General features: G+C 69.1%; 21 protein-coding genes. 12 read left to right on the forward strand and 9 right to left on the reverse strand.

Translation table 11 applies throughout. The features are described 5' to 3' along the window. Positions 1 to 202: 202 nt before the first annotated feature. Positions 203 to 1,087 (reverse strand): DsbC family protein, encoded by an 885-nt coding sequence (locus tag H8B22_RS03995; protein ID WP_187712829.1) that lies wholly within the window; start codon positions 1,085 to 1,087, stop codon positions 203 to 205. Positions 1,088 to 1,452: 365 nt separating this feature from the next. Continuing rightward, positions 1,453 to 2,406 carry a site-specific tyrosine recombinase XerD gene (xerD, locus tag H8B22_RS04000; RefSeq protein ID WP_187712830.1) on the reverse strand — a complete coding sequence of 318 codons (954 nt, stop codon included), beginning with the start codon at positions 2,404 to 2,406 and terminating at the stop codon, positions 1,453 to 1,455. Positions 2,407 to 2,430: 24 nt separating this feature from the next. On the opposite strand from xerD, the gene H8B22_RS04005 reads away from it, so the two are divergent. Continuing rightward, positions 2,431 to 2,916, forward strand: coding sequence for an RDD family protein (locus tag H8B22_RS04005; protein ID WP_187712831.1), 486 nt, complete (start codon positions 2,431 to 2,433; stop codon positions 2,914 to 2,916). 443 nt (positions 2,917 to 3,359) lie between these two features. Here H8B22_RS04005 and lptG read toward each other — a convergent pair whose 3' ends face one another. Both lptG and lptF read right to left on the reverse strand, forming a co-directional pair. Continuing rightward, a complete protein-coding gene (lptG, locus tag H8B22_RS04010) occupies positions 3,360 to 4,520 on the reverse strand; it encodes an LPS export ABC transporter permease LptG (RefSeq protein WP_407060838.1) in 1,161 nt (386 codons plus the stop codon). Continuing rightward, positions 4,474 to 5,559: an LPS export ABC transporter permease LptF gene (gene lptF / locus H8B22_RS04015; protein WP_187712833.1), complete on the reverse strand. Its 1,086-nt coding sequence runs from the start codon at positions 5,557 to 5,559 to the stop codon at positions 4,474 to 4,476. The genes lptG and lptF overlap by 47 nt, the downstream gene beginning before the upstream one ends. Positions 5,560 to 5,784: 225 nt before the next feature. On the opposite strand from lptF, the gene H8B22_RS04020 reads away from it, so the two are divergent. The 3 genes from H8B22_RS04020 to H8B22_RS04030 all read left to right on the forward strand — a co-directional run bounded on the left by H8B22_RS04020 (position 5,785) and on the right by H8B22_RS04030 (position 10,576). Beyond that, positions 5,785 to 7,266, forward strand: coding sequence for a leucyl aminopeptidase (locus H8B22_RS04020; RefSeq protein ID WP_187712834.1), 1,482 nt, complete (start codon positions 5,785 to 5,787; stop codon positions 7,264 to 7,266). Between the two features lie 13 nt (positions 7,267 to 7,279). Further along, on the forward strand, positions 7,280 to 7,705 hold the full coding sequence (locus H8B22_RS04025; protein ID WP_187712835.1) for a DNA polymerase III subunit chi: 426 nt from the start codon (positions 7,280 to 7,282) through the stop codon (positions 7,703 to 7,705). A gap of 90 nt (positions 7,706 to 7,795) precedes the next feature. Continuing rightward, on the forward strand, positions 7,796 to 10,576 hold the full coding sequence (locus H8B22_RS04030) for a valine--tRNA ligase (protein WP_187712836.1): 2,781 nt from the start codon (positions 7,796 to 7,798) through the stop codon (positions 10,574 to 10,576). Positions 10,577 to 10,687: 111 nt separating this feature from the next. Here H8B22_RS04030 and H8B22_RS04035 read toward each other — a convergent pair whose 3' ends face one another. The 4 genes from H8B22_RS04035 to pssA are packed head-to-tail and all read right to left on the reverse strand — an operon-like array spanning position 10,688 to position 12,769. Beyond that, positions 10,688 to 11,158 carry a hypothetical protein gene (locus tag H8B22_RS04035; protein WP_187712837.1) on the reverse strand — a complete coding sequence of 157 codons (471 nt, stop codon included), beginning with the start codon at positions 11,156 to 11,158 and terminating at the stop codon, positions 10,688 to 10,690. Positions 11,159 to 11,178: 20 nt separating this feature from the next. Further along, the gene (gene rimI / locus H8B22_RS04040; protein ID WP_187712838.1) at positions 11,179 to 11,661 is read right to left on the reverse strand and encodes a ribosomal protein S18-alanine N-acetyltransferase; all 483 of its coding nucleotides are present in this window, start codon (positions 11,659 to 11,661) and stop codon (positions 11,179 to 11,181) included. Next, on the reverse strand, positions 11,658 to 11,996 hold the full coding sequence (locus H8B22_RS14910) for a hypothetical protein (RefSeq protein WP_187713519.1): 339 nt from the start codon (positions 11,994 to 11,996) through the stop codon (positions 11,658 to 11,660). Before H8B22_RS14910 ends, rimI begins: the two co-directional genes overlap by 4 nt. Before the next feature lie 2 nt (positions 11,997 to 11,998). After that, positions 11,999 to 12,769, reverse strand: coding sequence for a CDP-diacylglycerol--serine O-phosphatidyltransferase (gene pssA / locus H8B22_RS04050; protein WP_187712839.1), 771 nt, complete (start codon positions 12,767 to 12,769; stop codon positions 11,999 to 12,001). A gap of 77 nt (positions 12,770 to 12,846) precedes the next feature. Between pssA and H8B22_RS04055 the strand changes: the two genes are divergently transcribed. From H8B22_RS04055 to H8B22_RS04070, 4 genes are all read left to right on the forward strand, one after another. Further along, entirely contained in the window at positions 12,847 to 13,287 is a 441-nt protein-coding gene (locus H8B22_RS04055; RefSeq protein WP_187712840.1) for a DUF4124 domain-containing protein, read from the forward strand. A 1-nt stretch (position 13,288) separates the two neighbouring features. Further along, complete coding sequence (locus tag H8B22_RS04060; RefSeq protein WP_187712841.1) at positions 13,289 to 13,603, forward strand: DUF4124 domain-containing protein; 315 nt, start codon at positions 13,289 to 13,291, stop codon at positions 13,601 to 13,603. Between the two features lie 77 nt (positions 13,604 to 13,680). After that, a complete protein-coding gene (locus H8B22_RS04065; protein ID WP_187712842.1) occupies positions 13,681 to 15,426 on the forward strand; it encodes a proline--tRNA ligase in 1,746 nt (581 codons plus the stop codon). A gap of 59 nt (positions 15,427 to 15,485) precedes the next feature. Then, positions 15,486 to 15,866, forward strand: a complete 381-nt coding sequence (locus H8B22_RS04070) for an H-NS histone family protein (protein ID WP_187712843.1) — start codon at positions 15,486 to 15,488, stop codon at positions 15,864 to 15,866. A 219-nt stretch (positions 15,867 to 16,085) separates the two neighbouring features. Here the strand turns inward: H8B22_RS04070 and H8B22_RS04075 are convergent, their stop codons facing one another. Then, the gene (locus H8B22_RS04075) at positions 16,086 to 17,339 is read right to left on the reverse strand and encodes a threonine/serine exporter family protein (RefSeq protein ID WP_225876274.1); all 1,254 of its coding nucleotides are present in this window, start codon (positions 17,337 to 17,339) and stop codon (positions 16,086 to 16,088) included. Positions 17,340 to 17,512: 173 nt separating this feature from the next. On the opposite strand from H8B22_RS04075, the gene H8B22_RS04080 reads away from it, so the two are divergent. From H8B22_RS04080 to H8B22_RS04095, 4 genes are all read left to right on the forward strand, one after another. Next, entirely contained in the window at positions 17,513 to 18,628 is a 1,116-nt protein-coding gene (locus H8B22_RS04080) for an MlaE family ABC transporter permease (protein ID WP_187712845.1), read from the forward strand. Between the two features lie 78 nt (positions 18,629 to 18,706). Beyond that, positions 18,707 to 19,525, forward strand: coding sequence for an ABC transporter ATP-binding protein (locus tag H8B22_RS04085; protein ID WP_187712846.1), 819 nt, complete (start codon positions 18,707 to 18,709; stop codon positions 19,523 to 19,525). A 1-nt stretch (position 19,526) separates the two neighbouring features. Next, positions 19,527 to 20,453, forward strand: coding sequence for an MlaD family protein (locus tag H8B22_RS04090; RefSeq protein WP_187712847.1), 927 nt, complete (start codon positions 19,527 to 19,529; stop codon positions 20,451 to 20,453). Further along, a complete protein-coding gene (locus tag H8B22_RS04095) occupies positions 20,450 to 21,115 on the forward strand; it encodes an ABC-type transport auxiliary lipoprotein family protein (RefSeq protein WP_187712848.1) in 666 nt (221 codons plus the stop codon). Before H8B22_RS04090 ends, H8B22_RS04095 begins: the two co-directional genes overlap by 4 nt. Positions 21,116 to 21,183 lie beyond the last annotated feature (68 nt).

Raw genomic sequence — 21,183 nt, forward strand, 5'->3', positions numbered from 1 at the left:
AACCGTGGGGTACGGGCCGGCTATTGTAGCCGCCCGCGGCGAACCCCGAGCACCGGCGTCGTCGAAGCCGCGCGCGCGGCCGACGGAAACAGGCGGCCGAGCCTTTGATTACGTACACCGCCTTGACTGGCCGCCAATCCCAAAACGAAAACGGAGGCCGAAGCCTCCGTTTTCCCGGACTGCGGGCCATCCGTCTTCCGGATCAGCCGCCCGTGGCCGCCACCGGGTCCGTCGCACCGGCCGGCGCGGCTTCGCCGCCCTGCGCCAGCTTGTCGAGCGCCTCGCGCAGGCGCTGCGGCGGCAGGTAGCCGCCGACGGTGGAGCCGTCCTCGGCGATGATCATCGGCGTGCCGGTCAGGCCGGCGCGCTGGCCGATGTCGTACTGCATGCTCACCGTGTTCTTGCAGTCGCGGGCCGGCACCGGGCGGTCGTTCTTGGCGTCGGTCAGCGCCTTCTTGCGGTCCGGCGCGCACCACACCGAGATCATTTTCTTGTGGTCCTCGCTGCCGATGCCCATGCGCGGGAACGCCATGTACTGGATGGCGATGCCCTGGCGGTTGTATTCGGCGATCTCGCTGTGGAGCTTGCGGCAGTAGCCGCATTCGACGTCGGTGAAGATCGACACCGTGTACTTCGGGTTCGGCGGCGCGAACACGATGCGCTCGCTGACCGGGATGGCCTTGATCAGGTCCTTGCGGATCGCCGCGAGCGACTGCTCGCTCAGGTCCGTCTTCGTCGTCGTGTCGTACAACGCGCCCTGCGGGCCGGGCAGGAACAGGTAACGGCCGTCGTCGCTCACGTACACGACCTGGCCCTGCACGATCGCCTCACGGAAACCGGGGATCGGCGCCGCGCGGACCTTGTCGATCTCCACGCGCGGATTCAGCGAGCGCACGGCCGCGATCGCGCGCGCCTCGGGCGTATTGGCCGCGGCGTTGGGGGCGCGGCCGGTGACGATCGGCGCCGCCTTGTTGGCGCTGGCGGCCTGCGCACCCGGCGCTTTCGCGACATCGCCTCCCGACTGCGGCCCCTGCGCGCATGCCGACAGGCTGATCGCACCCAGCAGGGCAAATAGAACTCGCTTCATGGAAATCCTTGCGTGAGGTAGCCGGACGGAATTGGATCGTCCGCACCGGCGTGGAGTTCCGCGATTGTCGCATGGGCACGACGGGCGGCACGGGAGGCGGGGATGGGCGGTTCGGGGATTGGGTCACGGATGTGGCCAATGGATGTTCTCGGCAACATCGGGGGATTGAATGTCGTCGTCGCCATTTTTGGCGCGGTCAAGGCTTGGGATCGCCGGGCTGGGCATTCATGGTCGCGTTCGCGGTGCCACTTGATGCCATCGCCTTGCCGTCCCTGGCGCGACTTAATCGGCTTCGGATCGTCCGGCCCGGCCATGGCCGGGCGTTCGGCAGGCCCACGCGGCAGTGCCGCGTAAGCGGGCCTGCCTCACCCTCTCGGGTGGTGTTTGGCGTGGAGGTGCTTGAGCTGCTCGCGCGCCACCAGCGTGTAGATCTGCGTCGTCGACAGCGAGCTGTGGCCGAGCAGCATCTGCAGCGCGCGCAGGTCGGCGCCGTGGTTGAGCAGGTGGGTGGCGAAACTGTGGCGCAGGCCGTGCGGGCTGATCTTCGCCGGGTCGATCCCGGCCGCGCCGGCGTAACGCTTCACCAGCTGCCAGAACTGCTGCCGCGTCGGCGCCTCGCCGCTGGCGCCGATGAACAACGGCGCCAATGCGCGCTTGCCGGCGAGTTGCGGGCGCGCGTCCGCGAGGTAGCGTTCGAGCCAGTGCTGCGCCTCCTCCCCCAGCGGCACCAGCCGCTCCTTGCTGCCCTTGCCGGTCACGCGCAGCACGCCCTGGCGCAGGTTGACCGCGGTCGCGGGCAGGTTGACCAGTTCGCTCACGCGCAGGCCACAGGCGTACATCAGTTCGAACATCGCGCGATCGCGCAGGCCCAGCGGCGTGGTGGCATCGGGCGCACCGAGCAACGCATCGATCTGGCTTTCGCCCAGGGCCTTGGGCAGCGAGCGCGGCAACCGCGGCGGATCGAGCAACGCAGTGGGATCGTCGCCGCGCGCGCCGCTGCGCACGCGATGGGCGAAGAAGGCGCGCAGCGCCGACAGCAGGCGCGCATTGCTGCGCGGCGAGTAGTCGCTACGGCTGCGCCAGGCGAGGTAGTCGAACAGCGCGGCGCGATCGGCCATCGGCAGGCCGCCGTCGCGGCCTTCGCGCCAGCGCGCGATGCCTTCGAGGTCGCGCCGGTAGCTGTCCAGCGTCTGCCGCGACAGCCCGCTTTCCGCCCAGATCGCATCGAGGAACGCCGCGATCGCGGCGGCATCGGCCTCGGGCACCGGCGGCAGGGCCATGGCCTGCGTGCGGCGTTCGGCGGGCGTGTGCGGACTCATCGGCCAAGCTTATATGCTGATGCAATGCCTTCCTCGACCAATGCCTCCCCGCAACCCTCGTCCACCCGGCCCGTCGCGCTGATCGGCTGGCGCCTGCTCGCGCTGTTCTACGACTTCTGGCCGGTCCTCGCGCTGTGGATGGTCGTGTCCACCGCGTTCACCCTGGGCTACACGTTCCTCGGCCATCACGACCCGCACCAGAACATCCCGCCTTACTCGCCGCTGGCGTGGGCGCTGTGGCTGAGCTGCTGGGTGGTCGCCGGCGTGTATGCGACGGTGAGCTGGCGCCGCGGCGGCCAGACGCTGGGCATGCGGCCGTGGCGCATCCGCGTGGTCACGGCGGACGGCAGCGCCGCGTCCTGGTCGACGCTGTGGGCGCGCTACGCGGTGGGAACGCTGTCGCTACTACTCGCCGGATCCGGGTTCTGGTGGGCGTGGCTGGATCGCGAGCGGCGCACCTGGCATGACCGGGCGAGCGGGATGCGGGTGGTGCGGGTGGCGAAGCGGTAGACGGTCGTCGGGCGATGCTTCGCGACTCGAGGATTCAGCGAACGCCTTGGCGGCCAGTCGCGGTGGCGCCTCATTGTTCATGGCGACGCGTTGACCCTGCCGTCGCATGACTCCATCGCGTAGCCCGGGTAAGCGCAGCGCACCCGGGTGCCTTTCGCTGGCAGTCGCGCCTACGAAACCGGCAGCGCAATTAGGAAAGCGCCAGTTCACCGTCATCGCGCGCTGCGGCGCGTTCAGCCCTGTCGCCATGTCACCGCTGCCGTGGCGCGGCCGGGCGTTCGCGGCCGATGCCTACGCCGATAGGGCGGCCTCGCTTCCATCGCTGATCGGTTGCCATCCCTGGCGCGACGCTGCGGGCTTCGGATCGTCCTGCCCGCCCCATCCATGGCCGGGCGTTCGCGGCCGCAGCCGATGCCGATAGGGCATCGGCTAAGCGCGCACGCTCACCCCGATCGTCTGCGGAACAGGAACCACGACACCGCCAGCATCACCAGGGTCGGCATCAGGTAGGCCAGGCGGTAGTCGAAGTGGTAGACCTGCGCGAGGCGCACGCACTGCTGCTGCAGCAGCCAGAAGCCGAGCGAGAACACGATACCGATGAACAGGCGCTTGCCCATGCCGCCGCTGCGCAGCGTGCCGAACGCGAACGGCACCGCCGCCAGGCACAGCGCGAGGATGTTGAGCGCGTAGAACCAGCGCCCCCAGTAGATGGCCTCGAACTCGGAGGCATCCAGGCTGTTGCGCTTGCGATAGTCGATCGCGCCGCGCAGTTCGCCCGCGGCGAGGTAGCGCGGCTTGTCGGTGCCGGCCGTCAGCGCCACCGCATCCAGCTTCGATTCCCAGCGCTCCTCGGCGATCTTCTCCTGCGTCACCGACTTGGCCTGGAAGTTGGTGCGATCGACGTCGCGCAGCAACCAGCCGCCGGGGCGGTGCTCGGCGATGCGCACGCGCGCCAGCGACCTGAGCCGGCCGTCGCCGGCGAACTGGTACAGCCGCACGTCGCGCAGTTCCAGCCAGCGCTCCTTGCCGTTGTCGCGTTCGGCGCCGCCGTTGGCATTGAGGATGACGTCGCCCTCGCGCGCCCACAGGCCGGAGTAGCGCGCGACGATCATGTCCTTCGACTTCGCCGTGGCCTTGAGCGCGTTGGCACGGCGCTCGCCCCAGGGACCGGCGGTCTCGCCGCTCATCACCATCAGCAGCGTCAGCACCGCCAGCGCGCCGGCCACGGCGATGCTGAGGCGCCGCCGCGACAGACCCACGGCGCGCAGCGCGGTCAGTTCCGACGAGGCCGCGAGCTGGCCGAGCGCCATCAGCGAACCGACCACCGCGGCATACGGAAACAGTTCGTACAGGCGCCGCGGCAGCGTGTAGGCCATGTAGGCGATCGCCGTGGCGATGCCGTAGTTGCCCTTGCCGATGTCGCCGAATTCGCCGACGAAGCTCAGCATCAGGTCGAGGCCGAGCAGCACCGCCCACACCAGCAGCACCGTGCCGAGGACGATGCGACCGACGTAGAGGTCGTGGATCTTGGGGAATGGCTTCATCCGTGCGCGCCCCTTACGCCTGCGCCCGCTTCGCGCGGGCCATGCGGCCGTCGCTGAAATACATCCACAGCGCGGTCACCAGCAGTGGCAGCACCAGCCACCACAGGCCCAGTTCGGCGGGAATGCGGCCCTTCTCCAGCCACTTGGTGCCCATCAGCATCAGGTTCATGCCGATCATGTAGCCGAGGAAGCCGGTCATGACCCGGCCGTAGCGGGCCTGGCGCGGCATGCTGCGGGCCAGCGGCACCGCCAGCAGCGCGAACGCGAACGCCAGCAGCGGCGGCGCGATGCGGGCATGCAGCTGCGCGTTGGCCTCCTTGCGCGGATCGCCGAACAGGCGCGTGGTGGGCAGGTACTCGGGGTCGTTGGGATCGAACTTGGATTCGCCCGCCGGCAGGGTGACCTCGTTGCGCTTATAGCTGAGCAGGCGGTAGTCCAGGCCCGCTTCACGCGGCCCCTCGACTTCGAAGCCGTCGTTGAGGGTCAGGTAACGCTCGCCGTTCTCGTCGACGGTGACTTCGCCGTCGTTGGAGGTGGTCACGTCGAGGCGGCCGCCCTTCTGCCGGTAGACGAAGACGCGGTTGAAGCGGCTGCCGTCGGGGCTCATCTCGCCGACGAAGATCACGCCGTTGCCGCCGGGCATCTCGGTGAAGGCGCCGGGTTCCAGCCCTGCCACGATCAGGTTGCGGTTCGCCTGGCTCACCATCTGCCGCGAGACGCGTTCGGCCCAAGGGCCCAGCCACAGCGAACAGGCCGCCACGACCGCCACCATCGGCACCACCAGCAGCAGCAGCGGCTTGAGGATCCGCCGCGGCCCCACCCCGATCGCCGCGATCACCGGCATTTCCGAATCGCGGTAGAGCCGGCCGACACCCAGCATCAGGCCGAGCATCAGCGCCAGCGGCAGGATCAGCGGCAGCCAGTTCAGCATCACCAGGCCCAGCTGCGGCAGCAGCAGGCCGACGGGAAGGCGGCCGGTGGCCATGTCGCGCAGGACGTCGGTGAAGACACCGCCGAAGGCCACGATCATCAGCACGACGCCAGCGGCGAAAGTGGACTGGACGAATTCGCCGAACAGGTAGCGATCGAGCTTGGGCATCAGGGAGGTGGGCCTTGGGCGGTCGGCGTAAGGGGGCTGGTAGACTTGCGGTTTGGTCCGGCTGGCGCTGTCGGGCGGCATGCCTGCCCTCGCCAACTGGCCGGTCGACCGACCCGCGATTCTACTTGGTACGGCCTACTGGTATGGCGTACGGGTAGTACCGGAGCCGTTCGGTACACCCGCGCAGCGGATCGTTTTCTCCTAACTCCCCCCGGAATCTGTTGGATGACCCTCGAATTCGACCTGAACCACGCTGCCCCCGCGACCGTCGCGACCGACTGCGTCGTCGTGGGCTCCTTCGCCGACAAGAGCCTGAGCCCGTCGGGCCAGGCCCTCGACGAGGCCAGCGGCGGCCGCCTGCGCGCCCTGCTCGAACGCGGCGACGTCAGCGGCAAGACCGGCAAGACCGCGCTGCTGCACGACCTGCCCGGCGTCACCGCGCCGCGCGTGCTGGTGATCGGCCTGGGTGACGCCGGCAAGTTCGGCGTGCCGCAGTACATCAAGGCCGTCGGTGATGCCGCCCGCGCGCTCAAGACCGGCCCGGTCGCCAAGGCGCTGCTCACCCTGAGCGAAATCGAGGTCAAGGGCCGCGACCAGGCCTGGAACCTGCGCCAGGCCGCGATCGTCGCCGACCACGCCTGCTACGCCTACACCGCCACCCTCGGCGCCAAGAACAAGAAGCGCGACGAGACCGGCCTCAAGCACCTGTCGATCCGCGGCGAAGACGCGGGCGCACTGGCGCACGGCAAGGCCATCGCCGCTGGCGTCGCCTTCACCCGCGAGCTGGGCAACCTGCCGCCGAACATCTGCAACCCGACCTACCTCGCCCAGCAGGCGCAGGAATTCTGCGGCCGCTTCGACAAGGCCGCCTGCGACGTGCTCGACCGCACGCAGATGCAGGAACTGGGCATGGGCTCGCTGCTCGCCGTGTCGCGCGGCTCGGCCAACCCGCCCAAGCTGATCGTGATGAAGTGGAGCAACGGCGGCGACGCCAAGCCCTTCGTGCTGGTCGGCAAGGGCATCACCTTCGATACCGGCGGCATCAACTTGAAGACCCAGGGCGGCATCGAGGAGATGAAGTACGACATGTGCGGCGCGGCCAGCGTGATGGGCGCGTTCGTGGCGGCGGTCGGCATGCAGCTGCCGATCAACCTCGTGGTGATCGTGCCGGCGGTCGAGAACATGCCCGACGCCGACGCGTACCGCCCCTCCGACGTGCTCACCTCGATGTCGGGCAAGACCATCGAAGTCGGCAACACCGACGCCGAAGGCCGCCTGATCCTGTGCGATGCGCTGACCTATGCCGCGCGCTTCGAGCCGCAGGCCCTGCTCGACGTGGCCACGCTCACCGGCGCCTGCGTGATCGCGCTGGGCAAGTACGCGGCCGGCCTGATGTCGAAGGACGACGACCTCGCCGACGAACTCATCGCCGCCGGCGAGAACGTGTTCGACCGCAGCTGGCGCCTGCCGCTGTGGGACGAATACCAGTCGCTGCTGGATTCCACCTTCGCCGACGTCTACAACATCGGCGGCCGCTGGGCCGGCGCGATCACCGCGGGCTGCTTCCTCGCGCGCTTCACCGAGGGCCAGCGCTGGGCGCACCTGGACATCGCCGGCGTCGCCAACGACGAAGGCAAGCGCGGCATGGCGACGGGTCGCCCGGTCGGCATGCTGAGCCAGTGGCTGCTCGATCGCGCTTCCGCCTGATTGCGTTGACGCCGTGCCGCGCGCCGACTTTTATCTGATTGCCAAGGAGCGGTTCCGCGCCGAACCGCTGCGCCTGGTGTGCGAACTCGCACGCAAGGCGCACGACGCCGGCTTGTGGACGCTGGTGCTCGCGCGCGACGCGGCGCAGGCCGAGCAACTCGACGACCTGCTGTGGGACATGGGCGAGGACGTCTATATCCCGCACCAGCTCGCCGGCGCCGACGTCGACGAGGACGAAGCCGCGGTGCTGATCGCCGCGCCCGACGTCGACGCGCCACTGCGCCCATTGGTGATCAACCTGCGCGACGACGCGGTCGACGGCAGCTTCGAGCGCGTGCTGGAAGTGGTGCCGGCCGACGAGTCCGCGCGCGGCCCGCTGCGCGAGCGCTGGAAGCAGTACCAGGCGCGCGGGTTGGAGTTGAAGAAGTACGACATGTAATTGAAGCCGGGATTCGGGATTGGAGATTCGGGAGTCGTAAACGGCCCGCTCCTGCGAATCCCGAGTCCCGAACAACGAATCACGGCCTTTATGACCACGCTCCCCTCCAGCTACGACCCCACCCAGTTCGAAACCCGCCTGTACCAGCAGTGGGAGAATTCGGGCGTATTCAAGCCGACCGGCCAAGGCGAGCCCTACACCATCCTGCTGCCGCCGCCGAACGTCACCGGCACGCTGCACATGGGCCACGCCTTCCAGCACACGCTGATGGACGCGCTGGTCCGCTACCACCGCATGCGCGGCTACGACACGTTGTGGCAGATGGGCACCGACCACGCGGGCATCGCGACGGAAATGGTGGTTTCGCGCAACCTCGCCGCCGAAGGCAAGGGCGAGACGCGCGACTCGCTCGGCCGCGACGGCTTCATCAGCAAGGTGTGGGAGTGGAAGCAGCAGTCCGGCGACACCATCGAGCGGCAGATGCGCCGCCTGGGCACGTCGGGCGACTGGACCCGCAGCACCTTCACCATGGACCCGATGGCCGCTGAAGCGGTGGTCGAGGCCTTCGTGAAGCTGCACGAGCAGGGCCTGATCTACCGCGGCCAGCGCCTGGTCAACTGGGACCCGGTACTGAAGACCGCGATCTCCGATCTTGAAGTCGTCAACGAGGAAGAAGACGGCCACCTGTGGTCGATCAGCTACCCGCTGACCGATGGCAGCGGCACGCTCGTCGTGGCCACCACGCGTCCGGAAACCATGCTCGGCGACACCGCGGTGATGGTGCATCCGGACGACGAGCGCTACGCACACCTGATCGGCAAGACCGTGACGCTGCCGCTGACCGGCCGCGCGATTCCGGTGATCGCCGATGCCTACGTCGACCGCGAATTCGGCACCGGCGTGGTCAAGGTCACGCCTGCGCACGACTTCAACGACTACGCCGTCGGCCAGCGCCACCAGCTGCCGATGATCAACATCTTCACCCCGGAAGCTACGACCAACGACAACGTGCCCGAGCAGTACCGCGGCCTGGATCGCTACGTCGCACGCAAGGCGGTGCTTGCCGACCTGGAGACCGAAGGCCTGCTGGTCGAAACCAAGCCGCACAAGCTGCAGGTGCCGCGCGGCGACCGCACCAACCAGGTGATCGAGCCGTACCTGACCGACCAGTGGTTCGTGCAGATGGACGGCTTCGCCACGCGCGGCCTCGACCTGGTCGAGGAAGGCCACATCGAATTCGTGCCGGCGAACTGGGTCAACACCTACCGCCACTGGATGGAGAACATCCAGGACTGGTGCATCAGCCGCCAGCTCTGGTGGGGTCACCGCATTCCGGCGTGGTACGACGCGCAGGGCAGCATCTACGTCGGCCGCAACGAAGCCGAAGTGCGCACGAAGCACAACCTCGGCAGCGAGATCGCGTTGTCGCAGGACAACGACGTGCTGGAGACTTGGTTCTCCTCCGCGCTGTGGCCGTTCAGCACCATGGGCTGGCCCAATACCGACCTGATGGCCGAGCGCGGCTTCGACCGCTACGTGCCCTCCTCCGTGCTGGTCACCGGTTTCGACATCATCTTCTTCTGGGTCGCGCGCATGATCTTCATGACCGACCACTTCACCGGCCGCGTGCCGTTCAAGGACGTGTACATCACCGGCCTGATCCGCGATGCGCACGGGCAGAAGATGTCGAAGTCGAAGGGCAACGTGCTCGACCCGATCGACATCATCGACGGCATCGCACTGGACGACCTGGTCGCCAAGCGCACCGGCGGCCTGATGCAGCCGAAGATGGCCGAGAAGATCGAGAAGGCCACGCGCAAGGAATTCCCGGAAGGCATTCCCGCCTTCGGCGCCGACGCCCTGCGTTTCACCATCGCCGCGCTGGCCGGCCACGGCCGCGACATCAAGTTCGACATGGGCCGTGCCGAGGGCTACAAGAACTTCTGCAACAAGCTGTGGAACGCCAGCCGCTTCGTGCTGATGAACACCGAGGGCGCGAGCTTCACCGGCGTGCCGCAGCCGAAGACGGATGCCGAGCGCTGGATCCTGGCGCAGCTGGCCAAGACCGCGGCGGAAGCCGAGCAGCACTTCGCGTCCTATCGCTTCGACCTGCTGGCGCAGGCGCTGTACGAATTCGCCTGGAACGACTTCTGCGACTGGTTCGTGGAGTTCGCCAAGCCGGCGCTCAACGGCGACGAAGCCAGCGCGGCCGCCAGCACGCGCCACACCCTGCTGTGGGTGCTCGAGCGCCTGCTGTCGCTGCTGCACCCGCTGGTGCCGTTCGTGACCGAGGAGCTGTGGCAGGCGGTGGCGCCCAAGCTCGGCATCGCCGAGGGCTCGATCATGCTGCGCCCGTATCCGCAGGCGCAGGACTTCGCCGGCGCCGATTACGCCGCGGCGGAAGGCGACATCGAATGGCTCAAGGCGATGGTCTCCGCGCTGCGCCGCGTGCGCAGCGAGCTCAACGTCGCGCCGTCGAAGCTGGTGAACCTGCTGCTGGCGGACGGCACCCACGCCGACCACGACCGTGCGCGCCGCTTCGACTCGCAGCTGCGCTTCCTGACCCGACTGGAACGCATCGACTTCATCGCCGACGCCAAGGCCGCACCGGCCTCGGCCGCGGCCGTGGTCGGTGAACTGCACCTGCTGGTGCCGCTGGAAGGCCTGGTCGACCTGTCGGCCGAGCGCACGCGCCTGGACAAGGAGCTCAAGCGCGTCGAAGGCGAGATCGCCAAGTGCCAGAACAAGCTCGCCAGCGACACCTTCGTCGCCAACGCGCCGGCGGCGGTGGTCGAGCAGGAGCGCAAGCGCCTGGTGGACTGGACGACGCAGCTGTCCGGGCTGGCGGCGCAGCGCAGCAAGCTGGGCTGAGTCGCCGCCTCACCTCGGTGAGTCACGCGGATGAGTTCACGCCGATGAGTTCACGCCGCTGAATTCGGGTCGGTAAGCCGGAGCGCCCGTGGGCGCTCCGGGGCGACCGATCTAGAAGGCCAGGCCGGTGTCGGTGCTGACGTCCTCGCGCTGCCGGGCCAGGGCCTGGCGTTCGTACTCGCGCGGATCCAGCACCACCAGCGGGCACTTGCCCGGCTCGCCGCCCAGCTGCAGCGCGGCACCGTGCAGTGACAGGTAAGTCGGACGCCGCGGCTGGCGCGCACCACGCGCGACATAGGCCGATTCGTGTTCGCGCAACACCACCGCATCCGCGCCGCGTGCGCGCGCGGCTTCGAGCAATTGGGCGAACGCCTTGCGATAGCTCACCGACGGTGGCGCCATGCCGGTGCGCGCGTTGGGCTCCTTGCTGCCGAGGGTGACCTCGACCTGGCCCAGGCGCCGGGACACGCAGTCCGCGGGCGGCGAGGTCTGCAACAGCTTCACCACCGGACCGGCGGCCCGTACCGGCAGCAGGCTGGCCAGCACCAGCAGCAACGCACCCGCGACGCAGCGACCTTCCATGCGTTCCTTTCCCTTGCGAGCTACGTCGGCGGCAACAGTTCCATCGCCATCACCAGCGCGTCCTCGCGGCCGTCCTTCGCCGGGTAATAGCGCGGGCGCCGGCCGATCTCGTTGAAGCCTTCGTCGTGGTACAGCGCGATGGCGCTCGTATTCGACGGCCGCACTTCGAGGAACACCCGCGCGACGCTGCGGCCGCGCGCGATCTGCAGCAGCGCGTGCAGCAGGCGCCGGCCATAGCCGTGTCCCTGCATCTCCGGCGCCACGCACACGTTGAGCACATGCGCCTCGCCGGCGGCGACCGACATCAGGAAGTAGCCGACGATGCGCTCCTCGTGGTGCAGCACCCAGGCCGGGTAATCCGCGCGCAGGCAGTCGCGGAAGATGCCCACCGACCAGGGGAATTCGTAGGCCCGCGATTCGATCAGCTGCACCGCGGCGAGGTCGTCCTCGCGCATCGCACGCAGGCCCAGCGGTAACGGCGAATCTTTCACCCGCGCGTTCATCGCGACGTCCGCGTGCGCAGCGCGCGCAGGCTGGGCCACAGCGCCCGGCGTGCCGCGGGGTTGCCGCGCAGCGTGGCCAGGTCGGGCAGCCGCTGCAGGAATTCCGCGTCGGCTTCGTTGCGGCCGGCGGCGCGTGCCAGCGCGCGCAACAACGCGGGCGATCCCGGTGCGGGCACGGCCGCGTCGCGGCTGCGCGGCGCCGCCTTGGCTTCGACTGCAACGGGCAGCGGCTCGGGCGCGATGCCTACCTGCGGGGCGGCCGGCATCAGCACGTCGTGCCCCAGCGCCAGCAGCCACTCGTGCTGCTCGGGCGTCCACGGCAGATCGTGCGCGATCGTCACGCCTTCGCCTCCGGCGGCAACCTGCGCGCGCGGCGCCACAGCGCGTAGGCCGGGCCCGACAGCGCGTACACCACGCCGATGCCCAGCAGCACCGACGGCGGGTCGATGGCGATCGCCACCAGCGTGGCCAGCACCACGATCACCACCAGGAACGGCACGCGGTCGCTGCGCGGCCCACTGCCCTTGAAGCTGAAGTAGCGCAGCCGGCTGACCATCAGCAGCGCCGCGGTCACCGTGACGCCGAGGGCGAACCAGCGCAGTTCCTCGCCGGAGAAACCGTTGTCGTGGCAGGTCCACACGAAGCTGGCCACGAGTCCCGCCGCCGCCGGGCTCGCCAGCCCGATGAACCAGCGCTTGTCGACCTGCCCCACCTGCGAGTTGAAGCGCGCCAGGCGGATGGCCGCGCAGGCGGCGTAGAGGAAGGCGGCGATCCAGCCGATCTTGCCCGGCACCACGCCGTCCAGCCGCGTCGACGACAGAGCCCAGTGGTACATCACCAGCGCCGGCGCCAGGCCGAAGCTGATCAGGTCGGCGAGCGAGTCGTACTGCACGCCGAATTCGCTCTGGGTGTTGGTCAGGCGCGCGACGCGGCCGTCGAGGCCATCGAGGATGGCGGCGATGAAGATCGCGATGCAGGCGTATTCGTAGCGACCCTGGGTCGCCGCGATGATCGCGTAGAAGCCGGCGAACATGCCGCCCGTGGTGAACAGGTTGGGCAGCAGGTAGATGCCGCGGCCGCGCGGCCGTGGAAGGTGCGTTTCGTCCATGTCCGCGAGTTTAACCCTTGCCTGCATGCGGGCACGGTGCTGCAATCGGAACTTCCACCGCCGCCGCGAGCACGCCCATGCCCCGCACGAGCCCCCGTCGCACGATCCGGCTCTTCCTCGCACTGGCCGTCCTGCTGGCCGCCCTGCCCGTCTTCGCCGCCAAGGTCTACCAGTGGAAGGACGCGAACGGCGTCACCCATTATTCCGACGCGCCGCCGCCCAGCCAGCAGGGCGTGCGCAACCGTGACCTCAAGGACGCGCGCGCCGCTTCCGCGGCTGCCGAGCCAACGGCCACGGCCCCGGCCGACCCGGTCCGCCTGACGCCGGGGCAGGACAACCCGAACTGCGCCACTTACCGCAGCAACCTGGCGCAGTTGCAGAGCAGCCGGCCGGTCGGCGAGGACGCCAACGGCGACGGCAAGCCCGATAGCGAGATGAACGCCGGCGAGCGCGCGCAGCAGATCGAGAAGACCCAGCGCTTGCTGCAGGCCTACTGCACGAAGCCGGCCGGGACCTGAGATGCGCCTGGGCTGGGCGCTGCTGGCCGGGATCGCGCTGGGCGTCGGCGTCTGGTGGTGGACCACGCGCGACGAGCGCGAACAGGTCCGCATCGAACGCGAGCGCAAGGCCGCCGCCGCGGCAGAAGCGGCGCGACCGGTCCTGTACCGCTGGCGCGACGCCCACGGCGTCCTGCAGATCACCGAGCAGCCGCCGCATGGCCGGAATGCCGGGCGCAAGTACGAACGGGTCGAGCGCGAGCCCCTGACCGGCATCGAGGTCCACGGCGACCGCAGTGCCGCCCTGCCCGAGCCGGACGACTCCACCAAACCCTAGCCCACGGGGCGGCGCGGCCCGTGGATCCGCGCGACGCATGGCAAAATGCCGGCTTCCCTTTGCGTGAAGCCCCACCGATGCGCCTGTCGCAGTTCCACCTCCACACCAGCAAGGAAACCCCCGCCGAGGCCGAGATCGTCAGCCACAAGCTGATGCTCAAGGCCGGCATGATGCGCAAGCTCGCCGCCGGCCTGTACACCTGGAGCCCGCTCGGCCTGCGCGTGCTGCGCAAGGTGGAGAACGCCGTGCGCGAGGAGATGAACGCCGCCGGCGCGCTGGAGCTGCTGATGCCGACCATCCAGCCCAAGGAGCTGTGGGAGGAAACCGGGCGCTGGCAGAAGTTCGGCGGCCAGCTGCTCAAGATCAAGGACCGCAAGGAAGCCGAGTACTGCTACGGCCCCACCGCCGAGGAAGTCATCACCGACTTCGCGCGCAACGAGCTGTCCAGCTACAAGCAGCTGCCGGTGAACTTCTACAACATCCAGTGGAAGTTCCGCGACGAGATCCGCCCACGCTTCGGCGCGATGCGCGCGCGCGAGTTCCTGATGAAGGATGCCTACTCCTTCCACGTCGACGACGAGTCGCTCGCCGCCGAATACCAGAACATGTACGACACCTACGGCCGCGTCTTCACCCGCCTGGGCCTGAAGTTCCGCGCCGTCGCCGCCGACACCGGCGCGATCGGCGGCAGCGCTTCGCACGAGTTCCAGGTGCTGGCCGATTCCGGCGAGGACGCGATCTTCTTCTCCACCGGTTCGGACTACGCCGCCAACGTCGAGCTGGCCGAAGCCGTCGCCCCCGGCCCGCGCGCCGCCGCCGGCGAGGCGATGCGCAAGGTCGACACGCCGACGCAGAAGACCTGCGAGGACGTCGCCGCGCTGATGGGCATCCCGCTGCAGCGCACGGTGAAGTCGGTCGCGCTGATGGGTGTGGATGGCGACGGCGCGCCGCAATTCGTGCTCGCGCTCGTGCGCGGCGACCACGCCGTCAACGAGGTCAAGCTGGCCAAGCTGGCCGGCCTCGCCGACTACCGCATGGCCAGCGAAGGCGAGATCGACACGCACCTGGGCAGCGAGCCCGGCTTCCTCGGTCCCGTGCTTGTCGGCGGTGCCAAGAGCACCGCCGGGTCGCCCAAGCAGGCGATCCGCATCATCGCCGACCGCAGCGTCGCGGCGATGGCCGACTTCGTCGTCGGCGCCAACGAGAAGGGCTTCCACCTCGCCGGCGTCAACTGGGGCCGCGACCTGCCCGAGCCCGACCTGGTCGCCGATATCCGCAACGTCGTCGAAGGCGATCCCTCGCCCGACGGCCAGGGCACGCTCGCCATCGCCCGCGGCGTCGAGGTCGGCCACGTGTTCGCGCTGGGCCGCAAGTACTCCGAGGCGATGCAGTGCACGGTGCTCGACGCCAACGGCAAGGCCGTCCATCCGGCGATGGGTTGCTACGGCATCGGCGTCTCCCGCATCGTCGCCGCGGCGATCGAACAGAACCACGACGACAACGGCATCATCTGGCCCGACGCGATGGCGCCGTGGCAGGTCGCCGTGTGCATGATCAACCCGAAGAACGACGCCGGCGTCACCGCCGCAGCCGAGGCGCTGTACCGCGAACTCAACGCGGCCGGCATCGACGCCGTGCTCGACGACCGCGGCCTGCGCCCGGGCGCGATGTTCGCGGACATCGAACTGATCGGCATCCCGCACCGCGTGGTGGTGTCCGAACGCGGCCTCGCCGCCGGTTCGTTCGAATACCGCCACCGCCGCGCCAGCGAAGCGGAGAACCTGGACCGCGCGGCGCTGCTGGCACGACTGGGCGCGGCATGAGGCGACTTCGCACGGCATAATCGGGACAGGCTCGCATTCACCGCATCTCCGGAGGTTTCATGTCGATCGACATCACCGGCCTGTCCGCGAAGGAACTGGACGCGCTGATCACCCAGGCGAAGAAGCGCAAGACCACGCTCAACAAGCGCAAGCCGCTGGCGGCCGTGCGCCGCAAGCTCACCGAGCTGGCGCGCGCCGAGGGCTACACGATCGCCGAGCTGTTCGGCGGCGCATCCGCGGGCAAGGCCGCCACCAGGCCGGCCAAGGCCATCACTGGGGCGCGCAAGACCACCAAGGGCTACAAGCTCGGCAAGGTCGCGCCGAAGTACCGCAACCCGGCCAACGCCGGGGAGACCTGGGCCGGCCGCGGCAAGCCGCCGCGCTGGCTGGCGACCTACCTGGACAACGGGCGCAAGATCGAGGAGTTCCTGATCCGGTGACGCGCTCGCGTCACCGACATGAAAACGCCGGCGCAAGCCGGCGTTTTTCGTTCTGCGGCGTGCGCTAGGAGTGGCCTGAATAGATCTCACTTGCTCGTCATTCCCGCGAAGGCGGGGCTTTCCACAGACGAATGTCTGGTCATCCAAGGACGTTGCGGTTCAACGACTTAACGTCCATGGATCCCCGCCTTCGCGGGGATGACGGCAATTATTCAGTCGCTAAAGATTGCGCCCCGGCGGCAGCAACAGGCTGCCGAACAGCAGGCCGGCCAGCAGCGCCAGCAGGATGTTGACCACGGCCAGCAACGCGTCCTGCCCGATCACCGTGTCCTGCTGCTGGATCATCGTCAGCAGCCCGCGCAGGCTGGTGCTGCCGGGCACCAGCATGATGATGCCGGGCACGCGGATGATCGCGCCGGGGCGCTTCCACCAGCGCGCGTACGCGTTGCCTGCCGCGGTCATCACCAGCGCGGCAAGGAAGATCCCGGCCGGGCTGCCGAAGGCTTCGCCGGCGTAGCGCGCGATCAGATAACCCGTCGCCGCGGCCAGCATCACCCGCGGGTAGTCGCGCCGGTGCGCGCGGAACAGCACCGCGAACGCGAATGCAGCCAACAGCAAGGAACAGCCTTCCACCCACCACGGTTGCGGCCGCGAGGCCTGCACCTGCGGCGCCAGCCCCAGCAGGTCGCCGAGGTAGAGCGCGATCACCACGCCGACGGTGAGCTTGAGCACCGTGGTCACCGCGCCGGCGAAGCGTGCGGTGCCCGACACCAGGTGCTGGCTGGTGAGTTCGTTGACCGCGTTGGTGAGCGCCATACCCGGCAGCAGCACGATCAGCGAGGCGATGATCACCGTGTTCTGGTTGAGCGGCGCCACGAAGCTGGCGACCAGCGCCGTCGCCAGCGCCGCCAGCATCGCCGCGATCGCGTCGCTGGCTTCCTTCAGCCGCGGCCGCGTCGCCGCGTAGTCGACCAACGCGCCGATCACCAGGCCGTTGAGCCCGGCCACGGCGATGTCCAGCCACGGCAGCCGCAGCAGGCCGGCAATCGCGGTGGCGGCCAGGCCGAAGCCGAGCACCTGCATGATCCGCGCGCGCCGGCTGTGCGGACGATCGAGCGCGCTCATCTGCGCGTGCGCCTCGCGCAGGCCGAGGCGGCCGGCCATCACGTCCTCGGCGATGCGGTCGGTTTCCGCCAGCCGGTAGAGGTCGGTATCGCCCAGCGGCAAGCGCAGCACGCGGGTGACTTCGCTCTCCCCTTCCGGGCGCTGCGGATCGCTGAAGGTCAGGATCATGCCGGTGGGGTTCGACCAGGGTTCGCAGGCCACGTGCAGCTGGCGCGACACGGCGCTGATCGCGCCCTCCAGGCGCTGCGCGGTGGTGCCGTACAGGTGCAGGCGCTCGGCCAGCTCCACCAGGAAGGCGATGCGGTCGGCGAAGCTGATGGACGCGAAGGACACGTGGGTGGCGGACAAGGCGGACGGGATCCTGACGATGGCGCGAAGCATCGCATGCCGCGATGTCGGCCGGTAACGCTGCCGGGGCATTTCGACAGTACGTACGGGGCATCGCCACGCGGCGTCTACACGCCACCGACACGCCCCATGGGCCAATTCGAACGCGCCGCCTGTATCCTGCCCTCCAGTCCATGACCGCTCCGACCGTGTCCCGACCGCAGCTCGTCGCCGAAGGCAGTCCCGCGCACCTGCTCCTTCGCGGGCCGTGGACGCTGGAGCATTCCGAAGGCATCAGCCACGCGCTGTCGGGCTCGCCACGCGACATCGCGGCGATCGATGCCACCGGGGTCGACCGACTGGACTCGCTGGGCGTGCTGCAGCTGCTGCGCTTCTCGCGCCGCCGCGGCTTCGATTTCGACGCCATCGTATTCCGCGACGAGCACCGCAACCTCGTCGCCGCGATCGAGGACGTGGCCGACGACCGCCCTAAGAAGAAGCGCGAATACGGCATCGCCGCGGCGCTGGCGCGACTGGGCTACGCGGTCAACGACAACGCCGGTGAAGTGCGTGCGCTGATCGGCTTCTTCGGCGAGACCCTGCTGAAGCTGGTGCGCACCTTCAAGGAGCCCTCGCGCTTCCGCCCGACCGCGACCGTGCACCACATGGAACAGGTCGGCCTCGACGCCGTGCCGCTGGTGGCGCTGCTGGCCTTCCTCGTCGGCGCGGTGATCGCGTTCCTCGGCTCGAACATCCTGCGCGACTTCGGCGCCACCATCTACGTGGTGGAACTGGTGAGCATCGCCTTCCTGCGCGAGTTCGGCGTGCTGCTCACCGCGATCATCCTCGCCGGCCGCACCGCCAGCGCCTTCACCGCGCAGATCGGCGCGATGAAGAGCCGCGAGGAAGTCGACGCGATCCGCACGCTCGGCATGGATCCCATCGACCTGCTGGTGATCCCGCGCGTGCTGGCGCTGCTGGTGATGCTGCCGCTGCTGACCTTCATCGCGATGGTGTTCGGCCTGCTCGGCGGCCTCACCGTCGGCGCCTATGGCCTGGACATCCCGCCGACCCAGTACCTCGCGCGCATGCACGACACGATGGAACTGCGCCACTTCGTCGTGGGCCTGGTGAAGGCGCCGTTCTTCGCCCTGGTCATCGCCCTGATCGGCTGCCTGGAAGGCCTGCAGGTGGAAGGCTCGGCAGAATCGGTCGGCGAGCGCACCACCTCCAGCGTGGTGCAGACGATCTCGCTGGTGATCATCCTCGACGCGCTCGCGGCGATCTGGTTCATGGAGATGGGCTATTAGGAGCGGAGATTCGTGATTCGGGATTCGGGATTCGACAAAGCAAAAGCCAGCGACCGCGATGCTGCGGAGGGACCCGCCTTGCCGAATCCCCAATCCCCAATCTCCAATCCCGGTTCCCCGATCATCCGCGTGCGCGGCCTGGTCAACCGCTTCGGCGAACAGGTCGTGCACGATGGCCTCGACCTCGACGTGTATCCAGGCGAGATCATCGGCGTGGTCGGCGGCTCGGGCACGGGCAAGTCGGTGCTGATGCGCTCCATCCTCGGCCTGCGCGAGCCCGATGAAGGTTCCATCGAAGTGCTAGGCCTGGACGCGCGCAATCCCGCCGCCGACCGGCACCGCGAGATCGAACGCAACACCGGCGTGCTGTTCCAGGACGGCGCCCTGTTCTCCTCGCTCACGGTCGGCGAGAACGTGCAGGTGCCGCTGAAGGAATACCACCGCGAACTGCCGGACTCGCTGCGCTACGAACTGGCCCTGCTCAAGGTCAAGCTCGCCGGCCTGCCCGCCGACGCGATCAACAAGCTGCCCTCGCAGCTGTCCGGCGGCATGCGCAAGCGCGCCGGCCTGGCGCGGGCGCTGGCGCTGGACCCGCCGCTCCTGTTCCTCGACGAACCCACCGCCGGCCTCGATCCGATCGGCGCGGCCGCCTTCGACCGGCTGATCCGCACGCTGCAGCAGGCGCTGGGGCTGACCGTGTTCCTGATCACCCACGACCTCGACACCCTCTACGCCATCTGCGACCGCATCGCAGTGCTCGCCGACCGCAGGGTCGTGGTGTGCGCGCCGATCGCGGAAGTGGAGCGGTACGATCACCCCTGGGTGCAGGAATACTTCCACGGCCCGCGCGCCCGCGCCGCCCAGGTGGCGCGCATCCGCGCCGGCGAGGACAACTGAGATGGAAACCAAGGCCAACTACGTCCTGATCGGCGCGTTCACGATAGTGATAACGCTGTTCCTGCTGCTGTTCGCGCTGTGGGCCGCCAAGTACTCCGCCGAGAAGGACTGGCTGAAGTACGCGGTGGTGTTCGAGGAGCCGGTCACCGGCCTCAGCGAAGGCAGCCCGGTGCTCTACAACGGCATCGCCGTGGGCACGATCGACGCACTGCAGCTCGCACCGCAGGACCCGCGCCGCGTACTCGCCACCCTGCGCATCCAGGCGCGCACGCCGGTCAAGACCGACACCCGCGCCAAGATCTCCACGCCCAGCCTCACCGCGCCGCCGGTCATCCAGCTCACCGGCGGCAGCCCGCAGGCGCCGCGATTGTCGGAAGTCGACCGCAACGAGATTCCGATCATCCAGACCGAGGCCTCCGCGCTGCAGAACATCGCCGACACCGCCAACAAGCTGGTCGCGCGCATGGACGAGCTGCTGAGCGAGGAGAACATCAAGCGCATCTCCAACTCGCTCGCCAACATCGAGGCCATGACCAGCGCGGTTGGCGACCAGGGCGAGGACATCCGCGCGATGATCGTCAGCGCGCGCCGCTCCAGCGAGCAGCTCGAGAAGACGCTCACCACCACCGACCGCGCCGTCGCCGACATCGACCGCGACGTGGTACAGAAGCTGCCGGCGCTGATCACCAAGCTCGACGGCACGCTGAGCAAGCTCGACTCCGCCGCCGCCGGCGTGAACGGCATCGTCACCGACAACCGCGACGCCATCGGCAGCTTCGCCAACGACGGGCTCGGCCAGCTCGGCCCGACCCTCGCCGAACTGCGCGCGCTGGTGCGCGACCTGCGCCGCATCAGCGACCGCCTCGACCACGGCCCCACCCAGTACCTGCTGGGCCGCGACGCACCCAAGGAGTTCGAACCCAAATGAAGACGGGATCGCGCCACACCTCTTGCCGCCCGCGCCGCGCGGGCTTCCGCTCGGCGGCCCTGCTCGCGCCGTTGCTGCTGGCCGGCTGCAGCTCCCTGCTCGGCGGCGGCACCAGCCACAGCGCGATCTACGCGCCCGACGTGCGCGTCGCCGACACCCAGGGCTGGCCGCAGGTGCGTTGGCGACTCGCGATGGGGCGCACCAGCGGCATCCGCATCGCCGACAGCCAGCGCATCATGGTCCGCCCCACGCCCAACGAACTGCAGGTCTACAAGGACGCGCAGTGGGCGAAGTCGCCCGGCGACATGCTGGAGGACAGCGTCCTGCACGCGCTGGAAGATTCCGGCCGCATCGCCGTTGTCGCGCGCCAGGGCAGCGGCTTCGGCGCGGACTACCGGCTGATGCTGGACATCCGCCGCTTCGAGTCGGACTACGCCGGCACCGCGCTGCCCTCGGCCACAATCGAGGTGACGGCCAAGCTGCTGCACGTGAAGGACCAGCAGCTCGCCGGTTCGCACACGTTCCGGCAGGCCCGGCCCGCCGCGACGACCGCGGTGCCCGACGTGGTGGCGGCCTTCGACGAGGCATTGGCCGCGGTCACCGGCGAACTGGCAGGTTGGACGCTGACCACCGGCGAGCAATACGAACGCGCGCGACGGTGAGGCAACCTCAGCCTGCACCGTGACTTGCGAGTGCCGACCTCAGGCACTGTCAAAACGCATATCGCTGC

Source organism: Lysobacter terrestris (assembly GCF_014489475.1).
GTDB lineage: Bacteria > Pseudomonadota > Gammaproteobacteria > Xanthomonadales > Xanthomonadaceae > Agrilutibacter > Agrilutibacter terrestris.